20 protein-coding genes are annotated in these 25,315 nt (G+C 31.4%); 13 read left to right on the top strand and 7 right to left on the bottom strand.

Translation table 11 applies throughout. The features are described 5' to 3' along the window. Positions 1-237: 237 nt before the first annotated feature. From EQ921_RS08380 to EQ921_RS08355, 6 genes are all read left to right on the top strand, one after another. Complete coding sequence (locus EQ921_RS08380; protein WP_128331309.1) at positions 238-1,101, top strand: ROK family protein; 864 nt, start codon at positions 238-240, stop codon at positions 1,099-1,101. A 33-nt stretch (positions 1,102-1,134) separates the two neighbouring features. After that, positions 1,135-3,117: a glucosamine-6-phosphate deaminase gene (locus EQ921_RS08375; RefSeq protein WP_128331308.1), complete on the top strand. Its 1,983-nt coding sequence runs from the start codon at positions 1,135-1,137 to the stop codon at positions 3,115-3,117. A gap of 10 nt (positions 3,118-3,127) precedes the next feature. Further along, positions 3,128-3,928 carry a glucosamine-6-phosphate deaminase gene (gene nagB, locus EQ921_RS08370; RefSeq protein ID WP_128331307.1) on the top strand — a complete coding sequence of 267 codons (801 nt, stop codon included), beginning with the start codon at positions 3,128-3,130 and terminating at the stop codon, positions 3,926-3,928. A gap of 117 nt (positions 3,929-4,045) precedes the next feature. Then, the gene (locus EQ921_RS08365) at positions 4,046-5,617 is read left to right on the top strand and encodes an OprD family outer membrane porin (RefSeq protein WP_128331306.1); all 1,572 of its coding nucleotides are present in this window, start codon (positions 4,046-4,048) and stop codon (positions 5,615-5,617) included. Between the two features lie 28 nt (positions 5,618-5,645). Beyond that, positions 5,646-8,330, top strand: coding sequence for a beta-N-acetylhexosaminidase (locus EQ921_RS08360; protein ID WP_128331305.1), 2,685 nt, complete (start codon positions 5,646-5,648; stop codon positions 8,328-8,330). A gap of 263 nt (positions 8,331-8,593) precedes the next feature. Beyond that, a complete protein-coding gene (locus tag EQ921_RS08355) occupies positions 8,594-9,187 on the top strand; it encodes an acetate uptake transporter family protein (protein ID WP_128152680.1) in 594 nt (197 codons plus the stop codon). A 54-nt stretch (positions 9,188-9,241) separates the two neighbouring features. On the opposite strand, the gene EQ921_RS08350 is transcribed toward EQ921_RS08355, so the two are convergent. Continuing rightward, on the bottom strand, positions 9,242-10,717 hold the full coding sequence (locus EQ921_RS08350; RefSeq protein ID WP_128331304.1) for a PLP-dependent aminotransferase family protein: 1,476 nt from the start codon (positions 10,715-10,717) through the stop codon (positions 9,242-9,244). 68 nt (positions 10,718-10,785) lie between these two features. On the opposite strand from EQ921_RS08350, the gene EQ921_RS08345 reads away from it, so the two are divergent. From EQ921_RS08345 to EQ921_RS08325, 5 genes are all read left to right on the top strand, one after another. Beyond that, complete coding sequence (locus EQ921_RS08345; protein WP_128331303.1) at positions 10,786-11,322, top strand: GNAT family N-acetyltransferase; 537 nt, start codon at positions 10,786-10,788, stop codon at positions 11,320-11,322. Positions 11,323-11,555: 233 nt separating this feature from the next. Beyond that, entirely contained in the window at positions 11,556-12,431 is an 876-nt protein-coding gene (locus EQ921_RS08340; RefSeq protein WP_128331302.1) for a DMT family transporter, read from the top strand. A gap of 75 nt (positions 12,432-12,506) precedes the next feature. Further along, complete coding sequence (locus tag EQ921_RS08335; RefSeq protein ID WP_128331301.1) at positions 12,507-13,238, top strand: MBL fold metallo-hydrolase; 732 nt, start codon at positions 12,507-12,509, stop codon at positions 13,236-13,238. Between the two features lie 92 nt (positions 13,239-13,330). Next, positions 13,331-14,137 carry a UDP-2,3-diacylglucosamine diphosphatase gene (locus tag EQ921_RS08330; RefSeq protein ID WP_128152684.1) on the top strand — a complete coding sequence of 269 codons (807 nt, stop codon included), beginning with the start codon at positions 13,331-13,333 and terminating at the stop codon, positions 14,135-14,137. Continuing rightward, the gene (locus EQ921_RS08325) at positions 14,134-15,267 is read left to right on the top strand and encodes a glycosyltransferase family protein (protein WP_128331300.1); all 1,134 of its coding nucleotides are present in this window, start codon (positions 14,134-14,136) and stop codon (positions 15,265-15,267) included. The genes EQ921_RS08330 and EQ921_RS08325 overlap by 4 nt, the downstream gene beginning before the upstream one ends. A gap of 82 nt (positions 15,268-15,349) precedes the next feature. Here EQ921_RS08325 and EQ921_RS08320 read toward each other — a convergent pair whose 3' ends face one another. Continuing rightward, positions 15,350-17,044: a hypothetical protein gene (locus EQ921_RS08320; RefSeq protein ID WP_128331299.1), complete on the bottom strand. Its 1,695-nt coding sequence runs from the start codon at positions 17,042-17,044 to the stop codon at positions 15,350-15,352. Between the two features lie 1,182 nt (positions 17,045-18,226). Between EQ921_RS08320 and EQ921_RS08315 the strand changes: the two genes are divergently transcribed. Together EQ921_RS08315 and nrdG are read left to right on the top strand one after the other, a co-directional pair. Further along, positions 18,227-20,434: an anaerobic ribonucleoside triphosphate reductase gene (locus EQ921_RS08315; protein WP_128331298.1), complete on the top strand. Its 2,208-nt coding sequence runs from the start codon at positions 18,227-18,229 to the stop codon at positions 20,432-20,434. Beyond that, positions 20,427-20,924 (top strand): anaerobic ribonucleoside-triphosphate reductase activating protein, encoded by a 498-nt coding sequence (nrdG, locus tag EQ921_RS08310; RefSeq protein ID WP_128331297.1) that lies wholly within the window; start codon positions 20,427-20,429, stop codon positions 20,922-20,924. The genes EQ921_RS08315 and nrdG overlap by 8 nt, the downstream gene beginning before the upstream one ends. Before the next feature lie 30 nt (positions 20,925-20,954). Here the strand turns inward: nrdG and EQ921_RS08305 are convergent, their stop codons facing one another. The 5 genes from EQ921_RS08305 to hxlB all read right to left on the bottom strand — a co-directional run bounded on the left by EQ921_RS08305 (position 20,955) and on the right by hxlB (position 25,284). Beyond that, on the bottom strand, positions 20,955-21,251 hold the full coding sequence (locus EQ921_RS08305) for a transcriptional regulator (RefSeq protein WP_128331296.1): 297 nt from the start codon (positions 21,249-21,251) through the stop codon (positions 20,955-20,957). Further along, a complete protein-coding gene (locus EQ921_RS08300; RefSeq protein WP_164875609.1) occupies positions 21,244-21,828 on the bottom strand; it encodes a hypothetical protein in 585 nt (194 codons plus the stop codon). The genes EQ921_RS08305 and EQ921_RS08300 overlap by 8 nt, the downstream gene beginning before the upstream one ends. Further along, entirely contained in the window at positions 21,829-22,470 is a 642-nt protein-coding gene (locus EQ921_RS08295) for a hypothetical protein (RefSeq protein ID WP_128331294.1), read from the bottom strand. A 28-nt stretch (positions 22,471-22,498) separates the two neighbouring features. Then, entirely contained in the window at positions 22,499-24,646 is a 2,148-nt protein-coding gene (locus EQ921_RS08290) for a TonB-dependent receptor (protein ID WP_128331293.1), read from the bottom strand. 83 nt (positions 24,647-24,729) lie between these two features. Beyond that, positions 24,730-25,284 (bottom strand): 6-phospho-3-hexuloisomerase, encoded by a 555-nt coding sequence (hxlB, locus tag EQ921_RS08285; RefSeq protein ID WP_128331292.1) that lies wholly within the window; start codon positions 25,282-25,284, stop codon positions 24,730-24,732. Between the last annotated feature and the right edge of the window lie 31 nt (positions 25,285-25,315).

Here is a 25,315-nt window from a genome sequence, read left to right as displayed (position 1 = left end):
AATCACATTATCAAAAAAAAATAATTTATTAAGAATATATCATAATTTATTCTTTGATATTTACATTTAAAGATAAATGTATTGAAATATGCAGATATCTAATCTAAAATATTTTGATAGATTAAGATTTTAACCTATATTTGTTTGCTATACAAACAGTATTGATTTCATTAAACTCTTTATACTTATTATATAAATTTAAATTTATTTTATAATATATTAATAAAAAAATTAATTATGAACAACTTTAAAAAAATTGGCATCGATATTGGTGGTACTAATATTCGTGTGGCATTAGTAGATGATTCTGGAATAATTAAAATTCTGAAAGAGCCTTGCAAAGCAGATCAGCCGGAAGATGTAATTGTGGATCAGGTTAAAAATATGATACATGAAATTATTACACCTGATGTAGTTGGGATTGGGATTGGAGTACCCTCTACTGTTGATGTAAAATTAGGAATTGTATATAATTTAAATAATATACCTTCCTGGAAAGAAGTACATCTTAAAGAAAAACTTGAACAAGAATTTTCAGTACCCACTTATGTAAATAATGATGCTAATTGCTTTGCGCTGGGACATAAACATTACGGTTTAGCAAAAGAATATAGTAATATTGTTTGCATTGCTATGGGAACCGGATTAGGTTCAGGACTAATATTCAATGAAGAACTATATATAGGGGCAAATACTGCCGCTGGAGAAATTGGGTGCGTACCTTATTTAGATTCTACGTACGAAGGATATTGCAGTAGTCATTTTTTCAAACGTTTCCACAGTCATACTACCAGTTTTGATTTGTTTAATCAGGCAAAAGAAGGAAATACAGAAGCTTTACAAATTTGGGAAGAATTCGGTAAACATGTAGGAGCTTTAGTTTCCTTCGTATTATTTACATATGACCCACAGGCCATTGTATTTGGAGGAAGCGTTTCCAAATCTTTTGAATTTTTCTCACCTTCTATGCATAAGTATTTAGAAGGTTTTTTATTTCCTAAAAATGTTGAAAAACTGGTTATTCGTCTTTCAGAAGTTAAAGATATCAGTGTTTTAGGAGCTGCTTCCTTGGTCAAAAATGAAGTATCTAAACTTGTTTAACTTTAATATCTGAATTTTAAATACAATAATCGTATGAAATTTAATTTAAGCTCTAAAATTGTATTAAATACAGTTCCTAAACAATTTTACAAACCCGAAAATGAATATGAGCTATCGGTATTAACCCGATACGAAAAAATACCTACCCATATTTTTGAATCTCAGGTAGAAGCCTCCGTTGGTATAGCAAATACCATTGCCGACGGTATTAAATCAAAACAACAATTAAATGAAGTTTTTGTATTGGGATTATGTGGTGATTATGCGCTTCAAACTATATATAGTGAATTGGTAAGAAAACATAAAGAAGAAGGTCTTAGTTTTGAAAATGTAATTGTTTTTAATACTTATGAATTTTATCAACCTCAAAACCAAACACTTGTATGTTTAAGCCTTTTAAATGAGTTATTACTTGATCAGGTAGATATTAAAAAAAGTAATGTGCATTCTCCGGAAGGAAATATTCCTAAAGAAGAAATATTAGACTACTGCAAAAACTATGAAAGATTAATCAAAGAAAAAGGAGGACTAGATTATATTTTAGTTAATTTAAGCCAAGGGGGAGGAGTAGGCCTGAATTTTTCTGGAGCAAGTATTAATTCGTCTACCCGTTTAGTACTCTTAAATTTGCAAGCTAGAAAGGAAGCTATCAATTTTTTTGGAACAATTGAAAAAGTGCCGTCAAGTGCTATAACATTGGGTATTTCAAGCCTGATGAAGTCCAAAGAAATAGCTCTAGTGGCCTGGGGTGAAGATAAATCTAAAAGTGTATATGAATCCGTAGAAGGAAGTATAACCGATACAGTTCCGGCAACTTGTCTTCAAAATCATTCCAATGCATCTATTTACACAGACCTGAGCGCAGCATACGGACTAACAAGAATTAACAGACCCTGGTTAGTGTCCAGTTGCAATTGGACTAATAAACTTATTAGAAGAGCTATTGTCTGGCTATGTGAAAAATTGGATAAACCAATTTTGAAGCTTACTAATAAAGACTATCAGGATCATGGATTGGAAGAACTTTTATCGCTTTATAATTCAGCATATAATGTAAATATTAAAGTTTTTAATGATTTACAACACACCATAACCGGATGGCCGGGTGGAAAACCAAACGCTGATGATACTAATCGGCCGGAACGTTCAGAGCCCTATCCTAAAAGGATTATACTTTTTAGCCCACATCCCGATGATGATGTTATTTCTATGGGGGGAACATTCAGGCGTTTAGTAGAACAAGGACATGATGTTCACGTAGCTTACCAGACTTCAGGAAATATTGCAGTAGGAGATGAAGATCTTATCAGATATGTTTCTTTGTTGGAAGATGTCAGGAAAAAATATGATTCTGAAAATATAGCACTGCAAAAAAAATATGAAGAAATTTTAAATTATGTTTTGCATGAAAAAAAGGAAGGAGATTCTGATACCCCTGATATTTTATTCATTAAAGGACATATAAGAAGACAAGAAGCTTTAAATGGATGTCGGTACGTTGGTGCAGATTTAAATAAAGCTAAATTTTTAGATCTTCCATTTTATGAAACCGGAAAGATTAAGAAAAATCCGATTTCTGAAGCAGATGTAAAAATCATTAAAAATTTATTACAAGAAGTAAAGCCTCATCAGGTTTTTGTGGCAGGAGATTTAGCAGATCCCCACGGAACGCATAAGGTATGTTTAGATGCAATTTTAGCTGCTTTTGATGAATTAAAGGGAGAAGAGTGGCTTAATGACTGCCGGATATGGATGTACAGAGGAGCCTGGCAGGAATGGGAAATTGAACATATTGAAATGGCTGTTCCTATGTCACCCGAAGAACTTAGATTTAAAAGAAATGCTATTTTAAAACATCAGTCTCAAATGGAAAATGCTCCATTTTTAGGATCAGATGAACGTCTTTTCTGGCAAAGATCTGAAGAAAGAAACAGGACTACAGCAGAAAAGTATCATCAGCTGGGATTAGCAAGCTATGAAGCCATTGAAGCGTTTGTAGAATATAAACTTTTATAACACTAAATTTATGAGATTACTAATTCAACCCAACTATAATTCTGTATCTTACTGGACAGCAGAATATATCATAAAAGAAATTAACAAAGCTCAACAAAAGGACAAAAAATTTGTATTAGGATTACCCACAGGATCTACGCCGTTAGGAACCTACCAATATTTAATCAATGCATATAATGATAAAAGAGTTTCATTTAAAGATGTGATTACTTTTAACATGGATGAATATGTTGGTATTGCTGAAGACCACCCGGAGAGTTATCACTTTTTTATGAGAAAAAACTTTTTTGATCACATTGACATTCAGCAGGAAAATATAAATATTCTAAATGGTAATGCCGAAGATCTGGAAAAAGAGTGTAATGATTACGAAGAAAAAATAAAAAGTGTTGGAGGAATAGATCTTTTTTTAGGTGGAATTGGTCCTGACGGACATATTGCATTTAACGAGCCTGGATCTTCATTTACATCTAAAACACGTATTAAAACACTAACAGAAGATACGATAGTTGCTAATTCCAGATTTTTTGACAATGACATGACCAAAGTACCTAAAACGGCTTTGACTGTAGGAGTTGAAACTATTCTTAGTGCTAAAGAAGTTATAATTATAGCCAACGGACACAGCAAAGCCAGGGCGCTTGCAAAAGTGATTGAAGGAGGAATAAGCCAAAGATGGACTGTTTCAGCATTACAGTTGCATCCTAAAGGAATTATTGTTTGTGATGAACAGGCTGTTTATGAAATAACTGTAGGCACCTACAGATATTTTAAACAATTGGAGAAAGATAATCTTATAAATATAGATTAAACAGTAAATTATTGGTTATCTGGCATTTATTTAATAAGATAATATAGGGTGAGATTCTTTATATTATTAATTTACATGTGAATGCCAGATATATATTAACATTTTAACCATAAAATAATGAGATATATATATTCATTATCACTCATTCTGCTTTCTCCAATATTTTTATCCGGTAATATCTGTGCAATCTCAGAATATTGTAACTCTGATATTAAAGCTAGAATAAATCTAAATGCGGTTAATTACATATTTTATTCAATAGAGCAGAATATTAAAATAGACACAGATAGCACAAAATTAAAAGAGAGACTTAACACACCTCCCGATTCTTTATTACAAAATGAAATTTATGCTGCAGATGATCTCACTACCCAAAATAGTAAAAAAGGAATTTTAAAAAAATCTTCATTGGGTGGTACATTATATTTTTGGGATAGAAACAGAGAGCGTAAAAACGTAATCACCAAAGACTATGTAAATGACATTATACAAACAACATTTACTGCCGAATTAAATTTTAAATCGGCACCTATAGCCAAAATGTTTTCAGTTGAACTGGGTGGTTATGGAGTTTGGCAGCCACATAGCGGAGGAAGTACCTTACCTAGTGAAATAGCTTTCAGTAACCATAAATCGCGATGGAGAGAAACCTGGGATGAAGATTCTGACGGAGTAAGCTTCTATAAAGCCTTAATCGATTTTAGATTAAAAAATTATCTTTGGGCAAAAGTAGGGTATATTCAACCCTCTGGTCAGACTTTGTTAGCTCCGCACTGGAGTTTATTACCTGGAACTTATGAAGGCTTCGAAGTTGGAACAGTATTAGACTTTGGAAAATCAGGGGTTCTTTCTGCCTCCTATATGTGGACCGATCGATATAAAACTCCTTGGTATAGAAAACTGGATAAATTTTACAGAATGGGTCCTGATTCAGAAAGAGTAAATTATTTGCATTCCTTAGGAGCAAAGTACGATTTTAAAAATAATTTGGTATTGGAAGCTGCTTTCGGACAAAGTGCACATTATCTCAATCAATATTTAGGTAAAATATCTTATAAAACAAATATTGCAAACAATCCGCTAAGCATGAGTTACCAGTTTTACGGTTCACAGGATCAAGATCATTCAGGAACAAAAGTATATGACGGATTGGCTTGGTTACAGGGAATTACATTATTTTATCAAACGGGCCCTGTTGGATGGAAATTAGAAGGAACAGCTGTACAGGCAAAAGGTGAACAAGGATTTTTCCTACAAAGAATGACTTCAGCTTATGCATCTACGCAAGGAAGGTTAGATATCTGGTGGAATTCTCGTTCTGATTTTGATGCTCATGATGAAAAAGCGATTTTTGGAGAAATAAGTTATGATTTAAAAAATCTGTTTTCTTTCCTTGAAGGTTTTAAAATTGCAGCATCTTATGCTTACGGTTGGGATGCACGACCCAGCAAAAATCCAATATATGATCAAACACAGAAAATTTGGGAAAGAGCCTGGAATCTGGATTTAGGTTATGTTATTCCCAAAGGTAGTTTCAAAGGTACTTTGTTTCAAATACATTATACCAATTACAATAATAATTCGAAAAACGCTCCATGGTCTGGTGGATATGGAAACATTTTCCAGGATGAACATGACCTTAAAATATTTGTGATTTTGCCTTTTACGGTTTTATCACCACAAAAATAAACTCTTTAGCTCACTAAAATAATAAATTATGAGAACCTTAAAAATTTCTTTAATTACTGCTTTTTTTATATGTATGTCTCCATACATTGTGGCACAAACAAACAACCATACTTCAGAGCAGATGATTGTAGATGTAATGAGTAGCCAATTACAATTGAATTATAAAATCGTTGACAATTTCGCAGCTTCTCACGGAGTGGATTGTTCTGCTCTGGGAGCTGATTGGGGATCGTGTAATAAAGCTCTTATATCATTTTATAACAAAGGTAAAGATATAAATGATAAAAACTGGACCATATATTTTCACAGCATAAGAAGAATATTAAAAGTAGATAATCCTCAATTCAAAATTAGTCATATAACCGGTGATTTACATAAATTGGAACCAACAAATCTATTTACAGGTTTTCAATCGAACAAAGTAACTGATATACCCATTATTGGAGAATACTGGCAATTGCAGGAAACAGATGTAATGCCCAGATGGTATGTCACTTCTGGACAGGCTCAACCCAAAATTATGACAAATACAGATACGGAAGATACCTCTTTTTATGTAAGCCCGATTACTGGAGATTTATGGAAGAGAACTCCAGAAGATCACAACATTTTAATGAACCCTGAAAGTAGATTTGAACAGGATCAAACAATTACCCTACTATCACCTCAGGATTTACGCGGTCATATATTGCCAACTCCGGTTAAAGCGGAAATATATAAGACCAATATTCTTTTAACAGATAAAGGGATAAATCTGGATATAAAAGGTTTGGATAGTGAAAGTAAACTTGTCTTGGAAAATCAATTTAAAAGATGTAACATACCTGTCAGTACTCAAGGATATAAAATAGTTGGAAATATCAAACCTAAAGAATTTTTAAATAAAATTTCAGGTGCTTACAAATTAGAAATTAAAGATAATGGAACTGATATAGTTGCCTATGATGAAAGAGGCCTGTTCTATGCAGTACAATCAGTAATATCTTTATTACCTCAGGAAACACCTGCCGTTCTTCCGGCTTTGAAAATTGAAGATTATCCAAGATTTGACTACAGAGGTTTAATGATAGATGTGGGAAGAAACTTTAAAAGTAAAGAAGCTATTTTAAAAGTATTGGATCAGATGTCTAAATATAAAATGAATAAATTTCATTTTCACCTTACAGATGATGAAGGTTGGAGAATTGAAATTCAAGGTCTTCCTGAACTTACCGAAGTTGGTGGAAAACGATGTCATGATTTAAGTGAGCAAAATTGTCTTTTGCCACAACTGGGATCCGGTCCATTTTCAGATAATGCGGGTACAGGATTTTACACTAAGTCTGATTATATTGACATTCTCAAATATGCCAAAGCAAGATATATTGATGTAATTCCGGAAATTAATATGCCGGCTCATGCAAGAGCAGCAGTCGTATCTATGGAAGCAAGATATAACCGCTTAAAAAATCAAGGAAAGCTTAAAGAAGCTGAAGAATTCAGGCTTAAAGATCCGACAGATCTTTCAAATACTACTTCTGTACAATATTATGATCGTACAGGATATCTGAATCTATGTATGGATTCTTCAAAAAAGTTTGTTACTAAAATTATTGAAGAAATGGCTGCCATGCATAAAGAAGCAGGCCATCCGATAACTACCTGGCATTTCGGAGGAGATGAGGCTAAAAATATTAAATTCGGAGCTGGATTTCAGGATATTAATGCAGCAGATAAAGTGACGTGGAAAGGAACGATCGATCAAAGTAAAGAAGATCATCCTTTTGAAAAATCTCAGGTTTGTAAAAATTTTATAGCTCAGGGAAAAGCTCAGAATTTTGAACATTTACCAGGAGTATTTGCCGTAGAAGTAAGTAAAATTTTAAAAAATTTAAATATTAATTCCATGCAGGCCTGGCAGGATGGACTAAAACATGTAGATAACAGCAAAGATTTTGCAACTGATAAAGTATATGTTAACTTTTGGGATCCTTTATATTGGGGAGGAAGTGAATCTGTTAACGAATGGAGAAACAAAGGATATCAGGTTATTATTTCCAATCCGGATTATGTTTATCTGGATATGCCCAACGAAGTTAATACAAAAGAACCTGGATATTATTGGGCTACCCGCTCTAATAACATTCAAAAAGTCTTTTCTTTTGCTCCTGAAAATTTACCACAAAATGCCGAAACATCCGTAGACAGAGACGGAAACGTTTTTGAAGGAAAATCAGTTGGAGAGTGGAAAGGTATAGCCGGAATTTCAGCACATATCTGGGAAGAAACCATTCGTACACCAGAAGAAATGGAATATATGCTTTTTCCACGATTATTAGCAGTTGCTGAACGCGCATGGCATAAGTCTGACTGGGAATTAGATTATCAGAAGGACAGAAATTACAAAAAAGGAGAAACCCATTGGGTGAATACAGATTTACTAAAAAAAGACTGGATTAAATTTGCTAATTATGTAGGTCAAAAAGAACTTTCTAAACTTGAAAATTCAGAAATTCTTTACAGACTACCTGTACCAGGTGCAAAAATTAATAATCAGGTTTTAACTGCCAATATTATATTACCTTCTTTAAATATTGAATACTCAACAGATAAAGGTCAAACCTGGATTGCCTATGATAAACCCGTACGATTACCAGATAACGCACAAAATGTTATGATTCGTAGTCGATCTAAAGATGGTAAAAGAACCAGTAGATCAGAATATATAAATTAATAGATCTAATTTTTTTTAATTATGAAAGCAGTCCTGTTTATATATTTTAAACGGGACTGTTTATATTTTAATTAATAAATTATAAGACTTCTTAGGTATTTTTTTCCTATAACTAGGTATTTGCAATTATATTAATATATGTTAATATTGAAAATCAAAATTTTATATAATTTAGATAATAAAATAAAAACATTATAAATAATGGTTGATAAATTATAAAAACTATATTCAAAATAAAATATAAACCACAAAATTGTAATAATATGGAAATAAGAGCAATGAAAATTCAGGTAGCAGATCCTACACCTCTCGGCTTATTTGGCCTTGCTTTGGTAACATTAGTAGCATCTTCTCAAAAAATGGGAATAACAGAAGGGTTATCATTAGTAATACCCTGGGCTCTCTTTTTAGGAGGGATTGCTCAACTGATTGCAGGATTTTACGATTTCAAACATAATAATCTATTTGGAGCTACCGCCTTTTGCGCCTATGGTCTTTTTTGGATAACCGTCTGTTTCAGCTGGCTGATAAAATTAGGATGTTTTGGAGATACATTAGCTTCAACAACCGATACCAAACAATTAGGATTCGCATTTATTTCCTATTTACTCTTAAGTATTGTATTAACCATTTCTTCATTAAAAATGTCAGTAGTAATGTTTTTGTTAATGGCTGATATTTGTCTGCTGTTTTTTGCACTAAGTATGGATTCATTTGGAATGGGAGATGTTTGGCACGATGTAGCCTCATACTCAGAACTAACCATTTCATTATTGACTTTTTATGCATTATTTGCAAAATATTTGTCAGGATACTTTGGAAAATCAGTTTTACCCGTAGGCGGACCTTTACTTTGATTTAAAATATATAAAGCAAAATAAAGAAGTAACTTATTATCTCTTTATTTTGCTTTACATTATTTGCTTTAAAATTGATACATTTTCCTCTAATTCTTCTAATGTGCTGGAGGCAAATCCTAAACGAATAAAATTTGAATGCAAAGGTTGATTATGTACTATATGACTATTCGAAATATCTAACTCATGAATAAGTGCTTTTTTAGACAAATTAATCAAATTCGTTTTAATATTAAACTGACACCATACCGCCAAGCCTCCTTCAGGAATAGAAAACTCTATCTGATCCGTAAGATCTCTGTTAAGAAGAAAACAAAAGTAATCTCTTCTTTCCTTATATATTTTCACAGCTTTTCGTAAATATCTTTGAATAATACCTTCATCTATTAGTTCAGCCATTGCATTTTCTAACACATAATCACCCTGTCTGTCGGTTATCAAACGTATTTTAGTTAAATGTTCAATTACATTTTCGGAAGCAACCAAATAACCTAATCGAAAAACAGGGGCAAGAATTTTACTAAAAGAACCACAATAAATAACCATTCCATGTTTGTCTAAGCTTGCTAGTGGTTGTAACGGTTTTTGCTTATAATGAAAATCAAAATCATAATCATCCTCAAAGAGTATAAATTTATATTTTTCAGATAACCTAATTAATTCTAACCTACGATCCATCCGCAAAGTAACAGTAGTTGGATATTGATGATGAGAAGTTACGTAGACTAAACGTATTTTTTTTCTTATGCATATATTTTCCAATTCCTCAGTTGATAACCCGTAAGTATCAACAGAGACTTTCAATATTTCGGCCTTAAAAAATTTAAAATTATCTTCCGCTCGTTTCCACCCGGGATTTTCCATTACAACACAGTCTCCGGGTTCAAGTAAACCACTGCATACAAGATGTATACCCATAGTAGTGCCTTTTACAGTTAAAATATTATTTTCCGTAGTTTGCAAAGCTCTAGAATAATTTAAATATTCAGATAACGATTTTCTTAAAATTCGTGAACCTGAAGGAGTACTATATGTTCCGTATTGAAAATAAAATTTACGACTGTTGCTTTGATTTTGATACGCTTTAGTTAATTCTTTAATTGGGCTGAGTCTCAAGTCGGGAAAACCATCATCTAAACGTAAACGAGAATTTATAACCGGATAATGAGAATCAATGGAAATATTTTTTGAAATTTTAAAACCTGAATGTTTTAAAAAATCTGAATTACCCGGACTGAACTCATAGTTAGATAATTGAGGTAAAGAAGATGAAATAAAACTACCTTTTCCAATAAAGCTTTCCATCCAACCCTGTTGTTCCAATTCCTGAAAAGCTTTACTAACAGTTATTCTGTTAATATTAAGTAGCTCTGAGAGTCTTCTTGTACTTGGAAGTTTATATCCGGGTAATAATTTTCCCTGTTTAATGCCATCTATAATATAATCACTCAGTTGAATATATAAAGACGTATTTGCGTATTTATCTAATTTTAACTGTGAAAATAACGAAATAATTATTGGACTATCCATTTTAATAAAATTGGTATATAAAGGTAGTCCAAATTAAGAGTAAATTTGAAAAATTAAAAACACAGGTTATGAATTTTTCAATACAAACCCCCTTAGAGAATAATGAAATATTATTAAATCCATTGGACGAAAAGGATTTTGATTTACTTTATAAAGTAGCCTCAGATCCTGCTATATGGAAACAACACCCGGTAAATGACAGATGGAAAAAAGAAGTTTTCGAGTTATTTTTTAAAGGCGGAATGGAAAGTGGAGGAGCATATGTAATAATTGATAAATTATCCGGCGAGTTTATAGGAAGTACACGTTTTTATAATTATATAGAGAATGAGAACAGCATTATGATAGGTTTTACTTTTTATGCGGTAAAATATTGGGGTAAAGGAATTAATCCCTCAGTAAAGAAATTAATGATTAACTATATATTTCAATATGTTGATAAAATATACTTTCAGGTCGGAGCCACCAACATTCGTTCTCAAATTGCAGTTACACGTTTAGGGGCTGAAAAAATAAGTGAAGAGAATATTGCATACCATTCAAAAGAACCTGTAAATCCTAATTTTGTTTATGAACTAAAAAAAGATAAATGGTTGAATTTATAAAAAATATCTTACAGTAAGTTAACATAAAAATAAATAACAAATTATCTGATAAAACTTTTATATTTGTTTAAAATCCGATATATGAACAGAGAAAGTTGTCTTCCTCCACCACTATGATTTTAATAATTTAAGAATGTTTTTCAACAATCCGGTATTAAAAGATTATCCGGAGAACCATAATTATTAATAAGTATAACAATTGCCTTATTAAAAAGGCAGGAAGATAATTTTTTATGAAAAAATCATATTTAATATTACATTTAGCCGTATTACTAGCTGGTTTTACCGGAGTTTTCGGTAAATTAATTTCATTAAATGAAGGATTACTGGTATGGTACCGCGTATTTTTTTCCTTTTTAATTTTATTTTTTATTTTAAAGATATTCAAAGTTGTTGATACAACACATAATTTCAAGGAAAGGTTTAAAATAGCAAGAGTAGGAATGTTTATAACAATACACTGGGTATTTTTTTATGCCAGCATTAAATATTCTAACATATCCATAGGGGTCGTTTGCTATTGTTTGACCAGCTTTTTTACCGCTATTTTTGAACCTATAATTAACCGTAAAAAGTTTAATATAACAGAATTACTATTAAGTGCCGTCACTCTTTTAGGTATAAGCCTGATTTTTCATTTTGATACATCCTACCAGACGGGAATAATCTTAGGAATAATTTCTTCTTCTTTTGCAGCCTTATATACTATATATAATGAAAAATTAGTAAAAATATACGACAGTAAAATAATAAACTACTATCAAATGATGGGAGGCACCATAGGTTTAGGATTAATATTACCACTTTACCTTTACTTTTTTCCTGTTGATAGTCTTATACCGAATTTTAAAGATACGTTTTATTTATTATTATTATCTTTATTCTGTACTGTAGGTTTATATGTATTATTTGCCGAGTCATTAAGGAACATTCCTGCATTTACAGTAAACTTAAGTTTCAATTTAGAGCCAATATATGCAATAGTAATGGCTTTTATGTTTTTCAATGAAAGCAAAGAGGTTAATTTTGCTTTTTATTTAGGATTACTCTTTGTTATTTTATCAGTAGCCCTTCAAACGTATTTTTCTACACGTAAAAAAAATAAATAAATTAGTAAATAGCTTATTATAAAAAATTGATAATAAGCTATTTTAAAATAATAACAAATAAAATTTCTTAATGTTATGGAAATTATACCATTGAAAGAAGGAGATTTTTTCGTAAATAAGAAAAAAGAATTTCGTTTATTAGAAGAGGGGGAAATCTCTAATGATTTAAAGATTGCGATTCAGCCTTTTTTAATTAAAGTACATAATGAATATATTATGCTGGATTGTGGCTTAGGATGGTTATGTAACGATAAACCGGTTCTTTTGCATCTCTTGGAAAAGATAAACATACAGCCAACTGAAATTTCCAGGATACTAATTTCTCACTTACATAAAGATCACATCGGAGGATTAGGTATAATACAAAACAATTATTTTTTATTAAATTTTCCCCAAGCTACAATATATGTTCAGCAAAGAGAATTTGAATATGCAAATTCACAAAAACAAAGCTTGTCATATGATTTTAAACTAATAGAAGCATTAAAAAACAATTCTGCAGTGCATTGGCTTAATGCTGACTCAGGACATATAAATGATTATATAAAATATCAGGTAACCGGAGGACATACTCCTTATCACCAGGCATTTTGGATTAAAAATTCAGATACTATAGCATTTTACGGTGCTGATAATTTACCTGCTTCAGCTTATTTAAATTATGACATTGCTTATAAATCTGATTATGATGGAAAAAAAGCCAAACAACAACGGATAAACTGGAAGCAGGAAGCATTACAATATAACTGGAAAATACTTTTTTATCATGACTTAAAAACTCCGGTTACTAATCTCACAGCTCAATAATTTTTTATAATATTTAATTTATTCTTAATCAGTAAGTAACAACTTTTTAATTATTCTTTTATTTCTTTGATGAAGATACAAAGCACTAATAAATGAATAAAAAGAAACATCATAAAACAATTGTTATTTCTGATTTACACTTAGGTTCAAAATGGTGTAAGTCCGATGAAGTAATTTGTTATCTGAAACACAATACCTGCGACACTCTTATCTTATGTGGTGATATTATTGATGGATGGAATATAATGAGAGGAAAAAAAGGTAAATGGAAAAGAAAATACACTGATTTTATTAAGCTTATATTAGATATTCAGCATGAAACCAAAATAATATACCTACGAGGAAATCACGACGATTTTCTGGATAAAGTAGTTCCCATGAAATTTCAGAATATCGAAATTGTAAGGGATTACCTATACACTAGTGGCGAAAACTCATATTATATTCTACATGGTGATGTTTTCGATAAAGTAACTTCACGTTTTAGCTGGCTGGCTAAATTAGGAGATGTAGGCTATACGTTTTTATTATGGGTAAATAAAGTTTATAATCAAAAGAGATTAAAAAAAGGATTACCCTATTATTCTTTATCTAAGGAAATAAAAAATAAAATAAAACTCTCTGTTTCATATATCAGTGATTTTGAAAAACATATAGTAGATATTGCAAGAGCAAAAAAATGCAAAGGAGTAATCTGTGGACATATTCATCACCCTGAAATAAAAAAATATAATGAAATATTGTATCTCAATTCTGGTGACTGGGTAGAATCATTATCAGCATTAACAGAAGATTATCAGGGCAATTGGAGTTTATATTATTATAAGCCGGAAGATTATATAAATCTAGAAGATCCTGTAAATGAATTTGAAGAAGAATACTATTTGCAAATAATATGAAATACTTATTTACAATACAAGGAGAGGGTAGAGGGCATATGACACAGGCTTTGGTCTTATCTGAAATGCTTAGAAAAAACGGACATGAAATTGGTAAAGTAATCATAGGTATGAGTCGTCAGAGAGAAGTCCCTGAATATTTCATTCGTAAAATAGGTAGTGAAGTTGAAGTTATAGAAAGTCCTTCGTTTATTTTTAAAAAAGATAAAAAAAAGGTTAATTGGTTAAAAACTGTACTTTTCAATGCAAATCCACTAAAAACGATGGAATATATACGAAGTATAAAAAAAATACGTAAAAGTATTCAGGAGTTTCAGCCCGATGTGGTTATTAATTTTTATGAAATGCTTACCGGGTTTACTCACTTGATTTACGGGAAAAACAATCAATTAGTTACTATTGGGCATCAATATTTATTTAATTATTTAAGTGACAAATACAAAGAAAATAAATTAAAGTCAAATTTTATTTTTCTTCGTTTTCATGCTTGGATGACAGGTTTACAAGCAGATAAAATCCTGGCTTTATCATTTTATCCCGTAGATGATAGAATGGGTAATAAAAAGATTAAAGTAGTTCCCCCTTTACTAAGAAAAGAGGTCAGGAATGGAAGAAGCACTAAGGGAACTTTTATTCTCGGATATCTGTTAAACGAAGGGTTTGAAAAAGAGATACGGAGCTGGCATGAAAAAAATCCCGAGGTAAACCTTAAAATATTTTGGGATAAAAAAAACGTTCCAGAAGAAGTGAAAATTGACCAAACCTTAACATTTTACACTTTAAATGATCAGAAGTTTATACAATATATGACAGAATGTGTAGGCTATATATCTACAGCCGGATTTGAATCAATCTGTGAATCTTTTTATCTGAAAAAACCGGTAATGGTCATACCTGTACATATAGAGCAGGAAATAAATGCGCGCGATGCAGTATCAACAGGAAAATGTATTTCAGCCAATACATTTGACATTTCAAAACTGTTGAATTTTATAAATACTTATTCAACTCACGATACAAGTTATCATAATTGGGTTAGCAAAGCAGAAGAAATATATATGGAGCAGATAGTTACTAAAATCAATCACAAAAAAGAAAGTGAATTAGATTTATTGGTAAAATTCAATTAAAAAAAAGGATAAAAACATTTACAGTTTTTATCCTTTTTCTAATTCAAAAGTATATATAAAATAATTATTTCATTGCTAACTGCTACTTATCCAGCGAAGCATCGTATACACATCGTACTTTTAATCGGTTAGATTTAACTCTTACACCTTGCTTAAATTCTCCACTTGGAGTACCTCCGGCCCCATTATTATCACGTTCCCATGAAATAGCAGAAGTACAACCAGGTCCGGATTGATTTGACCAGTATCCGTCTATAATAAAACTCCAGTTATCTTTAGGGATATTCATAGCCTTTAGCTCAGCTAAAGTAGGCAATCTCCATCCTGATCCTATAGATCTGCAGGATCCGGCCAAAGGAGGATCAGATTGCGGATGACTAGATCCAGAACTACAATTAGCACCTCCATCATCTACAGTGTTAGCAGCTGTCCACCAGCCAGCAGTTCCCAGATTTTTACTTTCTGAACCATTAATAATTTTTATGGTGATAGTAACCGGTTTCGCTTTTGGATCAGCATTTGCATCAGTTAAAGTTATAATTACATTTTTATCTGCTGAAGGACGATTTAACTCAACAATTAAGTTACTTGTTGCTGAAGTACCTCCGGTAAGTTCTGTACCACCACTGACCGTAATACTTTTTACAGAGGCTGACTCACTGGTTACCGATGAATTCCAGACAACATTTGAAGCAACAGGAATAGTTAAAGATTTAGTAGCATTGACAATAGTTACCGTATAGCTGGTTAAACTAGGAACTATCGCATAGTTTTGCTGAATAAATTTAACCGTTTCTGAATTACTTCCTAACTGAATTAAGGAAGATGAGTTTTTATATAAAAACGGATTATTTTCTATTTCTTTGTCTGTCATAGAATCAGCCGAAACCTGTATGGAAGAAGGTGAACTTCCAATTTGGTCAGTAGATAATTTAAACGGAGCAGTCGGCATAGCCATAGTAGGTGTATTTGTATCAGACTGCCAGGTAATAGTAAATATTTGATTATTTACCGTTCTTAAATCCTGTCCACTGGCTAATTCTATTAAGGTTGGATTAACACGTAAAGATTCCTGTACTTTAGATATAACAATGCGAATTTCACATAGTGAATTTTCAATTTTTACAGGGATAATATAGTCTGTAGTAGAATTAGAAGTACCAACAATTTTAATGGAAACTGTTCCGGTACCATTTAATATCTGATCTCCATCAATCTGTACGTCTAATCCTTTACCATCATCCGGAGAAACCAAAATACTTTGATTATTGGTTAAAGATACAGGGTTTCCGGACTGACTGTAACTTATTTGTTCGGATAGTTGAGTAGCTATTTCAGTAGAAACTGTAACTGAAAGATTTTGACAGTCTATATGAAATTGATTGGCTTGAGTACAAGGACTCCATAAACGTGTCCATACTGAACCTTCCCATACATAAGGACCCACACATAATTGTTTGCTACTATCCTCTTGCGTATCTGTATTATCAGTAAGGTTATATACGATGGTGCCAGTGTGAGAATCTTTAGCAGTGCTGAAATCCGTTTGAGAATTAGCCGTTTTCATAATGGCCTTATCTACTTCAACCAACTCTACACGTGGTAGAAGTAACCCTTTTTCAGCATTTGAGGAACCATCATTAACTTCAGATGATTTTAACTGTAAAAGAGATCCGCTGGCAGCTTTAGTACTTGTACCAATTGTCATTTGCGATTGAGCGGGTGGAGATAACCAGCATAGTACGGCTATACTCCCCAATAATTGTAAGTATTTCATTGATAAATATATTCTTGATTATAAGTTGATTTAATTGTATTAAAAGATTTAAATTTTCTTTTGAATCCTTATTTTTTAGATGAAATTATAAAACTGATTTTTTGTCATTTTTGTTTGATTTTTTTAAAAGTTCCAGCTTTTAATTGTGAAAAACCCTAAATTGTTTTTGTACTTGTGTTAATAATTGATGAAGAGAGAATGATATATCAAGATTAATCTTTTAAAAATGTATATTTTCACTTTTAATCAAATATTTCGTACGAGCAGATTGTTTTTATATCAACCTTAATTTAATTAGATATAGAAATAGATCCACTAATTTTTGAAATAAAATAAAGGAATAAGCTGAATATTTTCTAATAAAATAAAAATAGAGAGTGATAATAAATTAATGTATATTAATATTTTTTATATTAATATTTTTTTTCTTTTATTCTAATATAAAAAAGTAATTTATCTTATATTCTTATTTTAATTAATATCAATAAAAAGGACGCAGCTATTTAAAAAATTAGATTAGTATTGATTGAAATAAGTAGATCAATGAGTTAAAATGAGCGGGTTTGAAAGATAATTGTTGCATAATTAATTTTTTGATAAGTTCTACATTGTATTTTTCCGTTGTAAAAGTAGTAATTCTATTTATTTTTGCAAATTTATTACTAAAATATACATAAATATTATTTCTTTATATATAATAGTTATTTAAAATAATGATTTATGTTGTTAACTTAAAATATTATTATTATTTATGCTAAAATTCAATAAATTTATTTACATATATATATCTAATTGAATATTAGAATATTATGTTTTTTTTTAGGTAAAAATTTATCTATCTTTAAATAATAAATGTTTTATTTCAACTATATATCTATAAATAATATTTTATATCTAATTATCAATATATTTCAAAATTATTAAATTTTAACAAGCAGTTAAAAATTAGTTAATAACTCTATACTACATAAAGATTTTCATAATTCTAAACAGAGTACATTTGTAATCACCTATAGTAAAATAGATATTTATTATTGAATATGTTTACATAATTATGGATTAATTATAAGAACATATTTATAAATAGGAGTCCGTAACAAGTTCAAATAGTTTCAGAATAAAAATCTCTTTTAAGTATCTATTTTAAAATTATTAATCCAGTTAGTAATATAAAATTTTATTATGATTCAGCAAGTAGTTAAGCGAAATGGTAAGATGGTAGATTTTAATAAAGAAAAGATAGTTGAGGCTATAAGAAAGGCAATGCTAAAGACAGAAAAAGGTGTAAATTATTCCTTGATAGAAGAAATTGCAAATTCTATATCTCAATTGAAACAAGAAGAAATATCTGTAGAACAAATTCAGGATATAGTTGAAATTGAACTAATGAAAAGTTCGAGAAAAGATGTTGCAAAAAAATTTATTTCATATAGAAATCAGCGGAGTATAGTCAGAAAAGCAAAAACTCAGCAAATTTTTCTTGAAATCATAGAAGCAAAATCAAATGATATAACCAGAGAAAATGCTAATATGAATGCTGACACACCAGCAGGTATGATGATGAAATTTGCAAGTGAATCAACCAAGCCATTTACAGATTCATATCTTTTAAATCAGGAAGTTAAAGAAGCTGTAGAGTCTAATTACTTACATATACACGATAAAGATTACTACCCCACAAAAAGCTTAACATGCGTACAGCATCCGTTAGATAAAATACTCAAATATGGTTTTTTTGCAGGTCACGGAGAGTCCAGACCTGCAAAACGCATTGAAACCGCAAGTATGCTTAGCTGTATATCATTAGAAACAGCACAAAATGAAATGCACGGTGGACAGGCTATTCCTGCTTTTGATTTTTATCTGGCACCATATGTCCGTAAAAGTTATATTGAAGAAATTAAAAATATAGAACAATTAAATACAAAAGATTATAAACATCTATATTCTTATCCCATCAGTGAGTATATTAAAAAAGATTTAGAAAGTTTAGAAGGTGAATTAAAAATAGTTCAGTATGCTATCAATAAAACAGTAGGAAGAGTTCACCAATCAATGGAAGCTTTTATACACAACATGAATACAATACATTCAAGAGGAGGAAATCAGGTAGTTTTCAGTTCCATAAATTATGGAACAGACACCTCGGCAGAAGGCAGATGTATTATTCGTGAATTGTTGAACAGTACTTATGAAGGCGTTGGAAATGGAGCTACGGCTATATTTCCCATTCAGATCTGGAAGAAAAAAAGGGGAGTTAGTTATTTACCGGAGGATAAGAATTACGATCTCTATACGCTAGCTTGTAAAGTAAGTGCTAGACGTTTTTTTCCTAATTTTCTCAATTTAGATGCTACCTTTAATCAACATCAAAAATGGAAAGAAGATGATCCCGAACGATACAAATATGAAACGGCAACCATGGGTTGCAGAACACGTGTTTTTGAAAATTTATACGGTGAAAAGACATCAATAGGACGGGGAAACATATCTTTTTCAACAGTCAATCTGGTAAAAATAGCATTAGAAAGTAAAAATATTCAAGATATACCGGAAAGAATAACTTATTTCTACTCATTTTTAAACCGAATATTAGATTTAACAGCTCTTCAGCTTCATCAAAGATTCGAATTTCAAAAAACAGCAGCACCACGTCAATTCCCTTTATTAATGTCTGTTTTATGGAAAGATACTGAAAAACTAAAAGACCAAAATACCATTGAAGACGTAATTAATCAAGGAACATTAGGAATTGGCTTTATTGGACTCGCAGAAGCTTTAGTTGCTTTAATAGGAAAGCATCACGCTGAAGATGAAAACGCACAAAAATTAGGATTGGAAATTATTTCACATATGCGGAAAAAAGTTGAGGAATATTCTCAAAAATATCAACATAATTATAGCGTTCTTGCTACTCCGGCCGAAGGATTGTCCGGACGTTTTACCCGTAAAGATAAAGAACAGTTTGGAATCATCTGCGGGGTTACAGACAGAGAATATTATACAAATTCCAATCATGTTCCCGTATATTATAAATGCAGTGCTCATCACAAAGCGACAGTTGAGGCGCCCTATCATGAAATGACACGGGGAGGACATATATTTTATGTAGAAATCGATGGAGATGCCACTCATAATCCAGAAGCAATAATGACTGTTGTAGATATGATGGATAAATATAATATGGGATATGTCTCTGTCAATCATAATAGAAACCGTTGTCTGGATTGCGGTCATGAAAATGCAGATGACAAACTTGAAAAATGTCCGGAATGTGGAAGCATTCACATAGACTGTTTACAACGTATAACAGGATATCTGGTTGGTACAACCAATAGATGGAATCATGCTAAATTATCAGAGCTAAAAGACCGGGTTATTCATGACTGATTTATTAGTTTTAGACATTGTATACGACACCACCGTTGACGGGCCTGGATTTCGTACGGCAATTTATGCAGCTGGATGTATACACCAATGCTATAACTGCCATAATCCTCAATCATGGAATAAAAATGAAGGTACACGCTACTCAATTGATTATTTAATTGATATTATTAAAAAAAATGAATTTGCACACGTTACATTAACAGGTGGCGACCCGTTAATTCAGGTTCAGGGATTTAGAGAGCTGAGTGAAAAAATAAAATTAGAAACGAATAAGAATATCTGGTGTTATACAGGATTTGTTTACGAACAAATAGCTAAATCTAAAAAATTAGCTCAGATACTTCCATTTATAGATGTTTTAGTTGACGGTAAATACGTGGATGAATACAAAGATAAAAAATTAATGTTTAAAGGAAGTAGCAATCAACGCATAATAGACATAAAAAAAACAATAAAAACAGGTAAAATTATAAACTGGGAAAGAATATAATTTTACCTGATGAATTATTAATTTTGGATGCTAATTTTCTTTAAAATCTATATAGCTGTTTAATGAATCAATATACATTTTAAATCTTTGAATACCGATATCCGTAATTTTGCAGGTTGTTAACGGGAAATTGCCCTTATATCCCTTATGTATCTCTATACAGCCCGCATCTTTTAATTTTTTTAATTGTATACTCAAATTTCCTTCACTGGCATGAGTTTGTTCACATAAATAAGAAAAATCAGCCTGTTTTAGCGCTACCAATATAGAAACAATCCCCAAGCGAAGTTGAGAATTATGTAATAAAGGATCTAAGTCTTTAAACATTCTTAATAATTCTTCTGTTTAATAAATATCCTGGTAATGTATAACTAAACAAACAAACGATACCTCCCGCAAGCAGCTGATAGGGAAGAGCAATATAAACTGCAGCTAAAGCCATGATCCAATTTAGCATTCCTCCTAATATCAGAGGCTTGAATTTCAAATAATTACCACTAATTAATAGCCACGAACCGTAAACCATAAATATCATAGGTAAAGGAGGTATATGAGTTTGTTGAAGTATAACCAGAACAAGAAACAGGAAAAAATGAAATATAAGAGAAATAAAATGCGTATTTTTTTCCCATTGAGAATTTTCTTTCTTACTCTTTTTTTCTTTTAAATAAAATGAGATGGAAAGAAATGTTGCAATTACGGTAATAATAATCCAGAAATATAAAGCAAAATCAGAATATCCGCTCACTAAAAAAATAAAATGTAAAATCATTGCTATAGATATAGCTGTACCCCATACTATATAATGAAATCCGTTTTTTCTTTCAGCATAGCTTACGTTATGCAGTACCTGGTATATATAATTTATTTTTTCTTTGGCTTCCTGTTTTTTATTTTGCATCATTTACTTATTTAAACAACTGTTTAATAGTTCCTGAGCAGTATTTTCTCCCCAGTGAGGAGCTATACTGTTTACAGGCTTAAAATCTGAAAATTTTTGTAAGGCTTCCTTCAGTACCGGAATAGCTCTTTCCTCTCCACCTCCGAAAGCTTTAGGCGTATAATAAATACCAAATGCACGAATCAGATAAGGACGAGGATTTTCTGGGTTGGCTTTTAAAGCTAAATTTACATAATCAGCACTTTTTTTGCCTAATTCAGCACCTAAAACCATTGGATCAATATTAACTTTTATCCCGTAAAGATAAGCATACAATGCATATATTTCTGAAGCATCAGGATTTAGTTTTTCAGCTAGAGCTATATAATTTTCTGCCCGATTACAATAAGCTTCAATTTCAGATGGTTTACTAAGGCTGGCTATATTAATATAGGAATAAGCTGTATAATAAGGGATTAACCAATCGGTCTTGTCTATCAGAGACATCCGCTCAAACTCATTAGCTACTTTAACCAAAGTTTCTTTTGTGCGCACAGTATCCAGAATAGCAATTCGTTCTTCAATCATAGTTTCCATTTTGCTTTGCGAATGAGCATTAAACAAAAACAGGGATAAAATCAGAGTAATAAAAATTTTTCTTTTCATTTTATATAGGGTTATTTTAAAATTTACGTTAAGGTAATTGATTAAGAATTTCATCTGATCGGTTTTGCCCAATACTGATGAACCAGCCTAATAAAAAACTTCTTTTATAAGGAAGGGTAACGCTTTGTCTGTTTGTGCCGTCATTTGAATACCTGTATCCGAAAACCTGCTCATTTCCCAATATGTTATTCACAGCAAAAACAAAAGTGTTAAAAGTTTTCCCCCATTTTCTTAGTAAGGCTATATTAAAATTTGCATTATGATAAAAAGGAGTTCGATCATTTAAAAAAATTGGACTGGATGGATTATAGTAAGGTCTTCCGGAAGCTATAGAATAAGAAGTACCCACAAACAGACCCAGTTTTTCAATAAAATATTTGACCACCAAATGCCCCGTATGAGACGAGGCAAAAGTAGGCATGGCTTTGTTGGGATAATTCAGGTACTTTCTTTCCGTATTCAGCCAGGTATATGAAATCCAGTAATCCAGACCTTTAATGGATTTACCGTCTCTCCAGAAAAGATCCAGACCACCCGCATATCCAAATCCATGATTTCCAATTTCCGGAGCGGTAGTTATTAATTTACGATAATCTTTATAATACCCTTCCATTCTTAAAATTCTCTTTTGATTAGTGTACTGATAATTAGCGATATAATGAAAAGCTCTTGTAAAAGTTAATTCTTTTCCATAATATGAGTATAAAAACTCAGGAGTTTGTGAATATTCACCTGCAGAAATATTTATCTGACTAAATTTACTTGTACGATAAGCAAACGATAGACGGGGTAAAAATATAAATTTATGTAAAGTTTCATCATATTCTGCTCGTATTCCCGGGCGGGAAATAAAATTACGCATTATAACTATATCAGTTTCTGCCCAGATACCTGAACTATAATTAGAATGATGTATTTTTTGTCCTATATTCGTCGTATCAAGATGTACACTAAAATAGAATCCTTCAGCCCCGAAACTAGGTTTAAACCTATCTGATATTTTTCCACTTACAGAAAACCGGAGCTGATGTTGGTAAGTTGAGTTTTCAATCAGAGTTTGATTGTTATTAATTTTGTCTCTATTAAAATTAAATCCATAACCGGCATTAATGTCCCATAAATTATTTAATTTCTTTTTGTAGGTCAATAAAGAGATGGCATTTGCATTTTTAATACTATATGGAATGAAATGATCCGGCAAATCATAATCCGGACTTAAAAGAGATTGTTTTTGTATACTTCCATAGCCGTACCATTTGAACATTTCATTATTTTTTGTACTTTTTCTAAGATTAGCAGTAACCGTTGCCCCCTCAGGTGATTTTATCCAGTCTGTATACTGAGAAACTATGGAATAATAAGTAGAAAAATTTGAATAGCTGATATCAATTCCTCCTGAAAAGTCTTTATTTTTATTTAAAAAAGTATGTCCGCCTTGAATCGCATAGGGAACTAAAGCGATTACGGAGGAAGATTTAGATGGATGATCTTTGGTTTCGAGATTTAGTACAGACGATAAAGCGCCGCCGTATTGGGAAGAATAACCGCCGGTATTAAAAATAATCCCTTTAAATAAATGAGGAGAAAACCTGCTCTTTTGAGCTATATCAGGAACTCCAGATGTATAAGGGTTAGGAATATTCAATCCGTCTATCATCACTTTACTTTCATCACCGCTTCCTCCTCTCACAAACAGCTGTCCGCTTTCTCCAACTACCTGAGTACCTGGAAGAGTGCGTAAGGCGCCTGTAATATCTCCGTCTGTACCTGCAGTAGTTTCTACATCCATAGTATTTAATACTGCCGATTTATTTTTATCCCCTATACCAAAACTCCCTGCAGTAACAACTATTTCATCTAATGACAAAATAGGATCTTTCATTTTTAATAAAAACGGAGGCATATTTTTTTCAATAAATACCGGTTGCCAGATATCCTCTTTTGAAAGATGCTTAACAACTAATATCGTATCACCGGTAAGTAAGGTAGAAAATGTAAATTTTCCGTCTGAATCTGTGGTTGAACCATCTAACGTACCCTCAATAAAAACATTAGCACCAACAAGAGGAAGATTTTTATGATCGATAACCTTTCCTTTGATAATATTTTGTGAAAAAACAAAATTTTGAAATAGTAAATTAAATACAACAGTAAAAAATACGACAGTTATTTTCATTGTAATTTTATCTCTAGCAAATATAAGTACTTTTATGCATAAAAGTACTTATCAGCTAAAAAAAATTACACAATATATACCTGCTACTCCAAATTTGCATGTCGCTCATACATAGTTTTTCCCGTTTCATTCAATTTTTTCATCAAATTCAAAACAATAGCATCAAACAAAATAAAACTCAGTTGTTCAAATGAAGATCCCATAGGCTGTAATGATGCTTCTGTATCTGAGTCTTTCTTAGATCCCGGTAAAACAATAGCTGCATCCGATAAGTCAAATAAAGATGATTTTGGATTTACAGTATTTAATAAAACAGCCATATTTAACTTTTTAGCCTTTTGTGCAAGCATAACCAGACTGGAAGTTTCCCCGGATCCTGAATTTATAATCAAAATATCTCCCTCTTTTGTATGGGGTGTATTTATGTCTCCAATAAAACTTACTTCAAGTCCTAAATGCATGAGCCTATTGGCAAAAGCCCTGGCAACTAGACCCGATCTTCCGGATCCAGATAAAAAAATACGATTTGCGTTAAGTATATAACGAATAAATTGATTAATTTCTTCATCATTTATTTTATAACGGTTGGTTTCAAGTTCCAACAAAATTTTTTCAATATAGTATGAAGTATTTTTCATTTATGAAATTTTATTTTTAAAAATCGAAATT

Origin of the sequence: Apibacter sp. HY039 (assembly GCF_004023655.1) — a bacterium.
Classification (GTDB): domain Bacteria; phylum Bacteroidota; class Bacteroidia; order Flavobacteriales; family Weeksellaceae; genus Apibacter; species Apibacter raozihei.
This window is presented reverse-complemented; position numbering and strand designations above follow the sequence as displayed.

Excerpts from the sequence above, each read along its gene's own strand:
- EQ921_RS08380 (WP_128331309.1), top strand. The coding sequence starts at position 238 with ATGAACAACTTTAAAAAAATTGGCATCGATATTGGTGGTACTAATATT.
- EQ921_RS08375 (WP_128331308.1), top strand. The coding sequence starts at position 1,135 with ATGAAATTTAATTTAAGCTCTAAAATTGTATTAAATACAGTTCCTAAA.
- nagB (WP_128331307.1), top strand. The coding sequence starts at position 3,128 with ATGAGATTACTAATTCAACCCAACTATAATTCTGTATCTTACTGGACA.
- EQ921_RS08365 (WP_128331306.1), top strand. The coding sequence starts at position 4,046 with ATGAGATATATATATTCATTATCACTCATTCTGCTTTCTCCAATATTT.
- EQ921_RS08360 (WP_128331305.1), top strand. The coding sequence starts at position 5,646 with ATGAGAACCTTAAAAATTTCTTTAATTACTGCTTTTTTTATATGTATG.
- EQ921_RS08355 (WP_128152680.1), top strand. The coding sequence starts at position 8,594 with ATGGAAATAAGAGCAATGAAAATTCAGGTAGCAGATCCTACACCTCTC.
- EQ921_RS08350 (WP_128331304.1), bottom strand. The coding sequence starts at position 10,717 with ATGGATAGTCCAATAATTATTTCGTTATTTTCACAGTTAAAATTAGAT.
- EQ921_RS08345 (WP_128331303.1), top strand. The coding sequence starts at position 10,786 with ATGAATTTTTCAATACAAACCCCCTTAGAGAATAATGAAATATTATTA.
- EQ921_RS08340 (WP_128331302.1), top strand. The coding sequence starts at position 11,556 with ATGAAAAAATCATATTTAATATTACATTTAGCCGTATTACTAGCTGGT.
- EQ921_RS08335 (WP_128331301.1), top strand. The coding sequence starts at position 12,507 with ATGGAAATTATACCATTGAAAGAAGGAGATTTTTTCGTAAATAAGAAA.
- EQ921_RS08330 (WP_128152684.1), top strand. The coding sequence starts at position 13,331 with ATGAATAAAAAGAAACATCATAAAACAATTGTTATTTCTGATTTACAC.
- EQ921_RS08325 (WP_128331300.1), top strand. The coding sequence starts at position 14,134 with ATGAAATACTTATTTACAATACAAGGAGAGGGTAGAGGGCATATGACA.
- EQ921_RS08320 (WP_128331299.1), bottom strand. The coding sequence starts at position 17,044 with ATGAAATACTTACAATTATTGGGGAGTATAGCCGTACTATGCTGGTTA.
- EQ921_RS08315 (WP_128331298.1), top strand. The coding sequence starts at position 18,227 with ATGATTCAGCAAGTAGTTAAGCGAAATGGTAAGATGGTAGATTTTAAT.
- nrdG (WP_128331297.1), top strand. The coding sequence starts at position 20,427 with ATGACTGATTTATTAGTTTTAGACATTGTATACGACACCACCGTTGAC.
- EQ921_RS08305 (WP_128331296.1), bottom strand. The coding sequence starts at position 21,251 with ATGTTTAAAGACTTAGATCCTTTATTACATAATTCTCAACTTCGCTTG.
- EQ921_RS08300 (WP_164875609.1), bottom strand. The coding sequence starts at position 21,828 with ATGATGCAAAATAAAAAACAGGAAGCCAAAGAAAAAATAAATTATATA.
- EQ921_RS08295 (WP_128331294.1), bottom strand. The coding sequence starts at position 22,470 with ATGAAAAGAAAAATTTTTATTACTCTGATTTTATCCCTGTTTTTGTTT.
- EQ921_RS08290 (WP_128331293.1), bottom strand. The coding sequence starts at position 24,646 with ATGAAAATAACTGTCGTATTTTTTACTGTTGTATTTAATTTACTATTT.
- hxlB (WP_128331292.1), bottom strand. The coding sequence starts at position 25,284 with ATGAAAAATACTTCATACTATATTGAAAAAATTTTGTTGGAACTTGAA.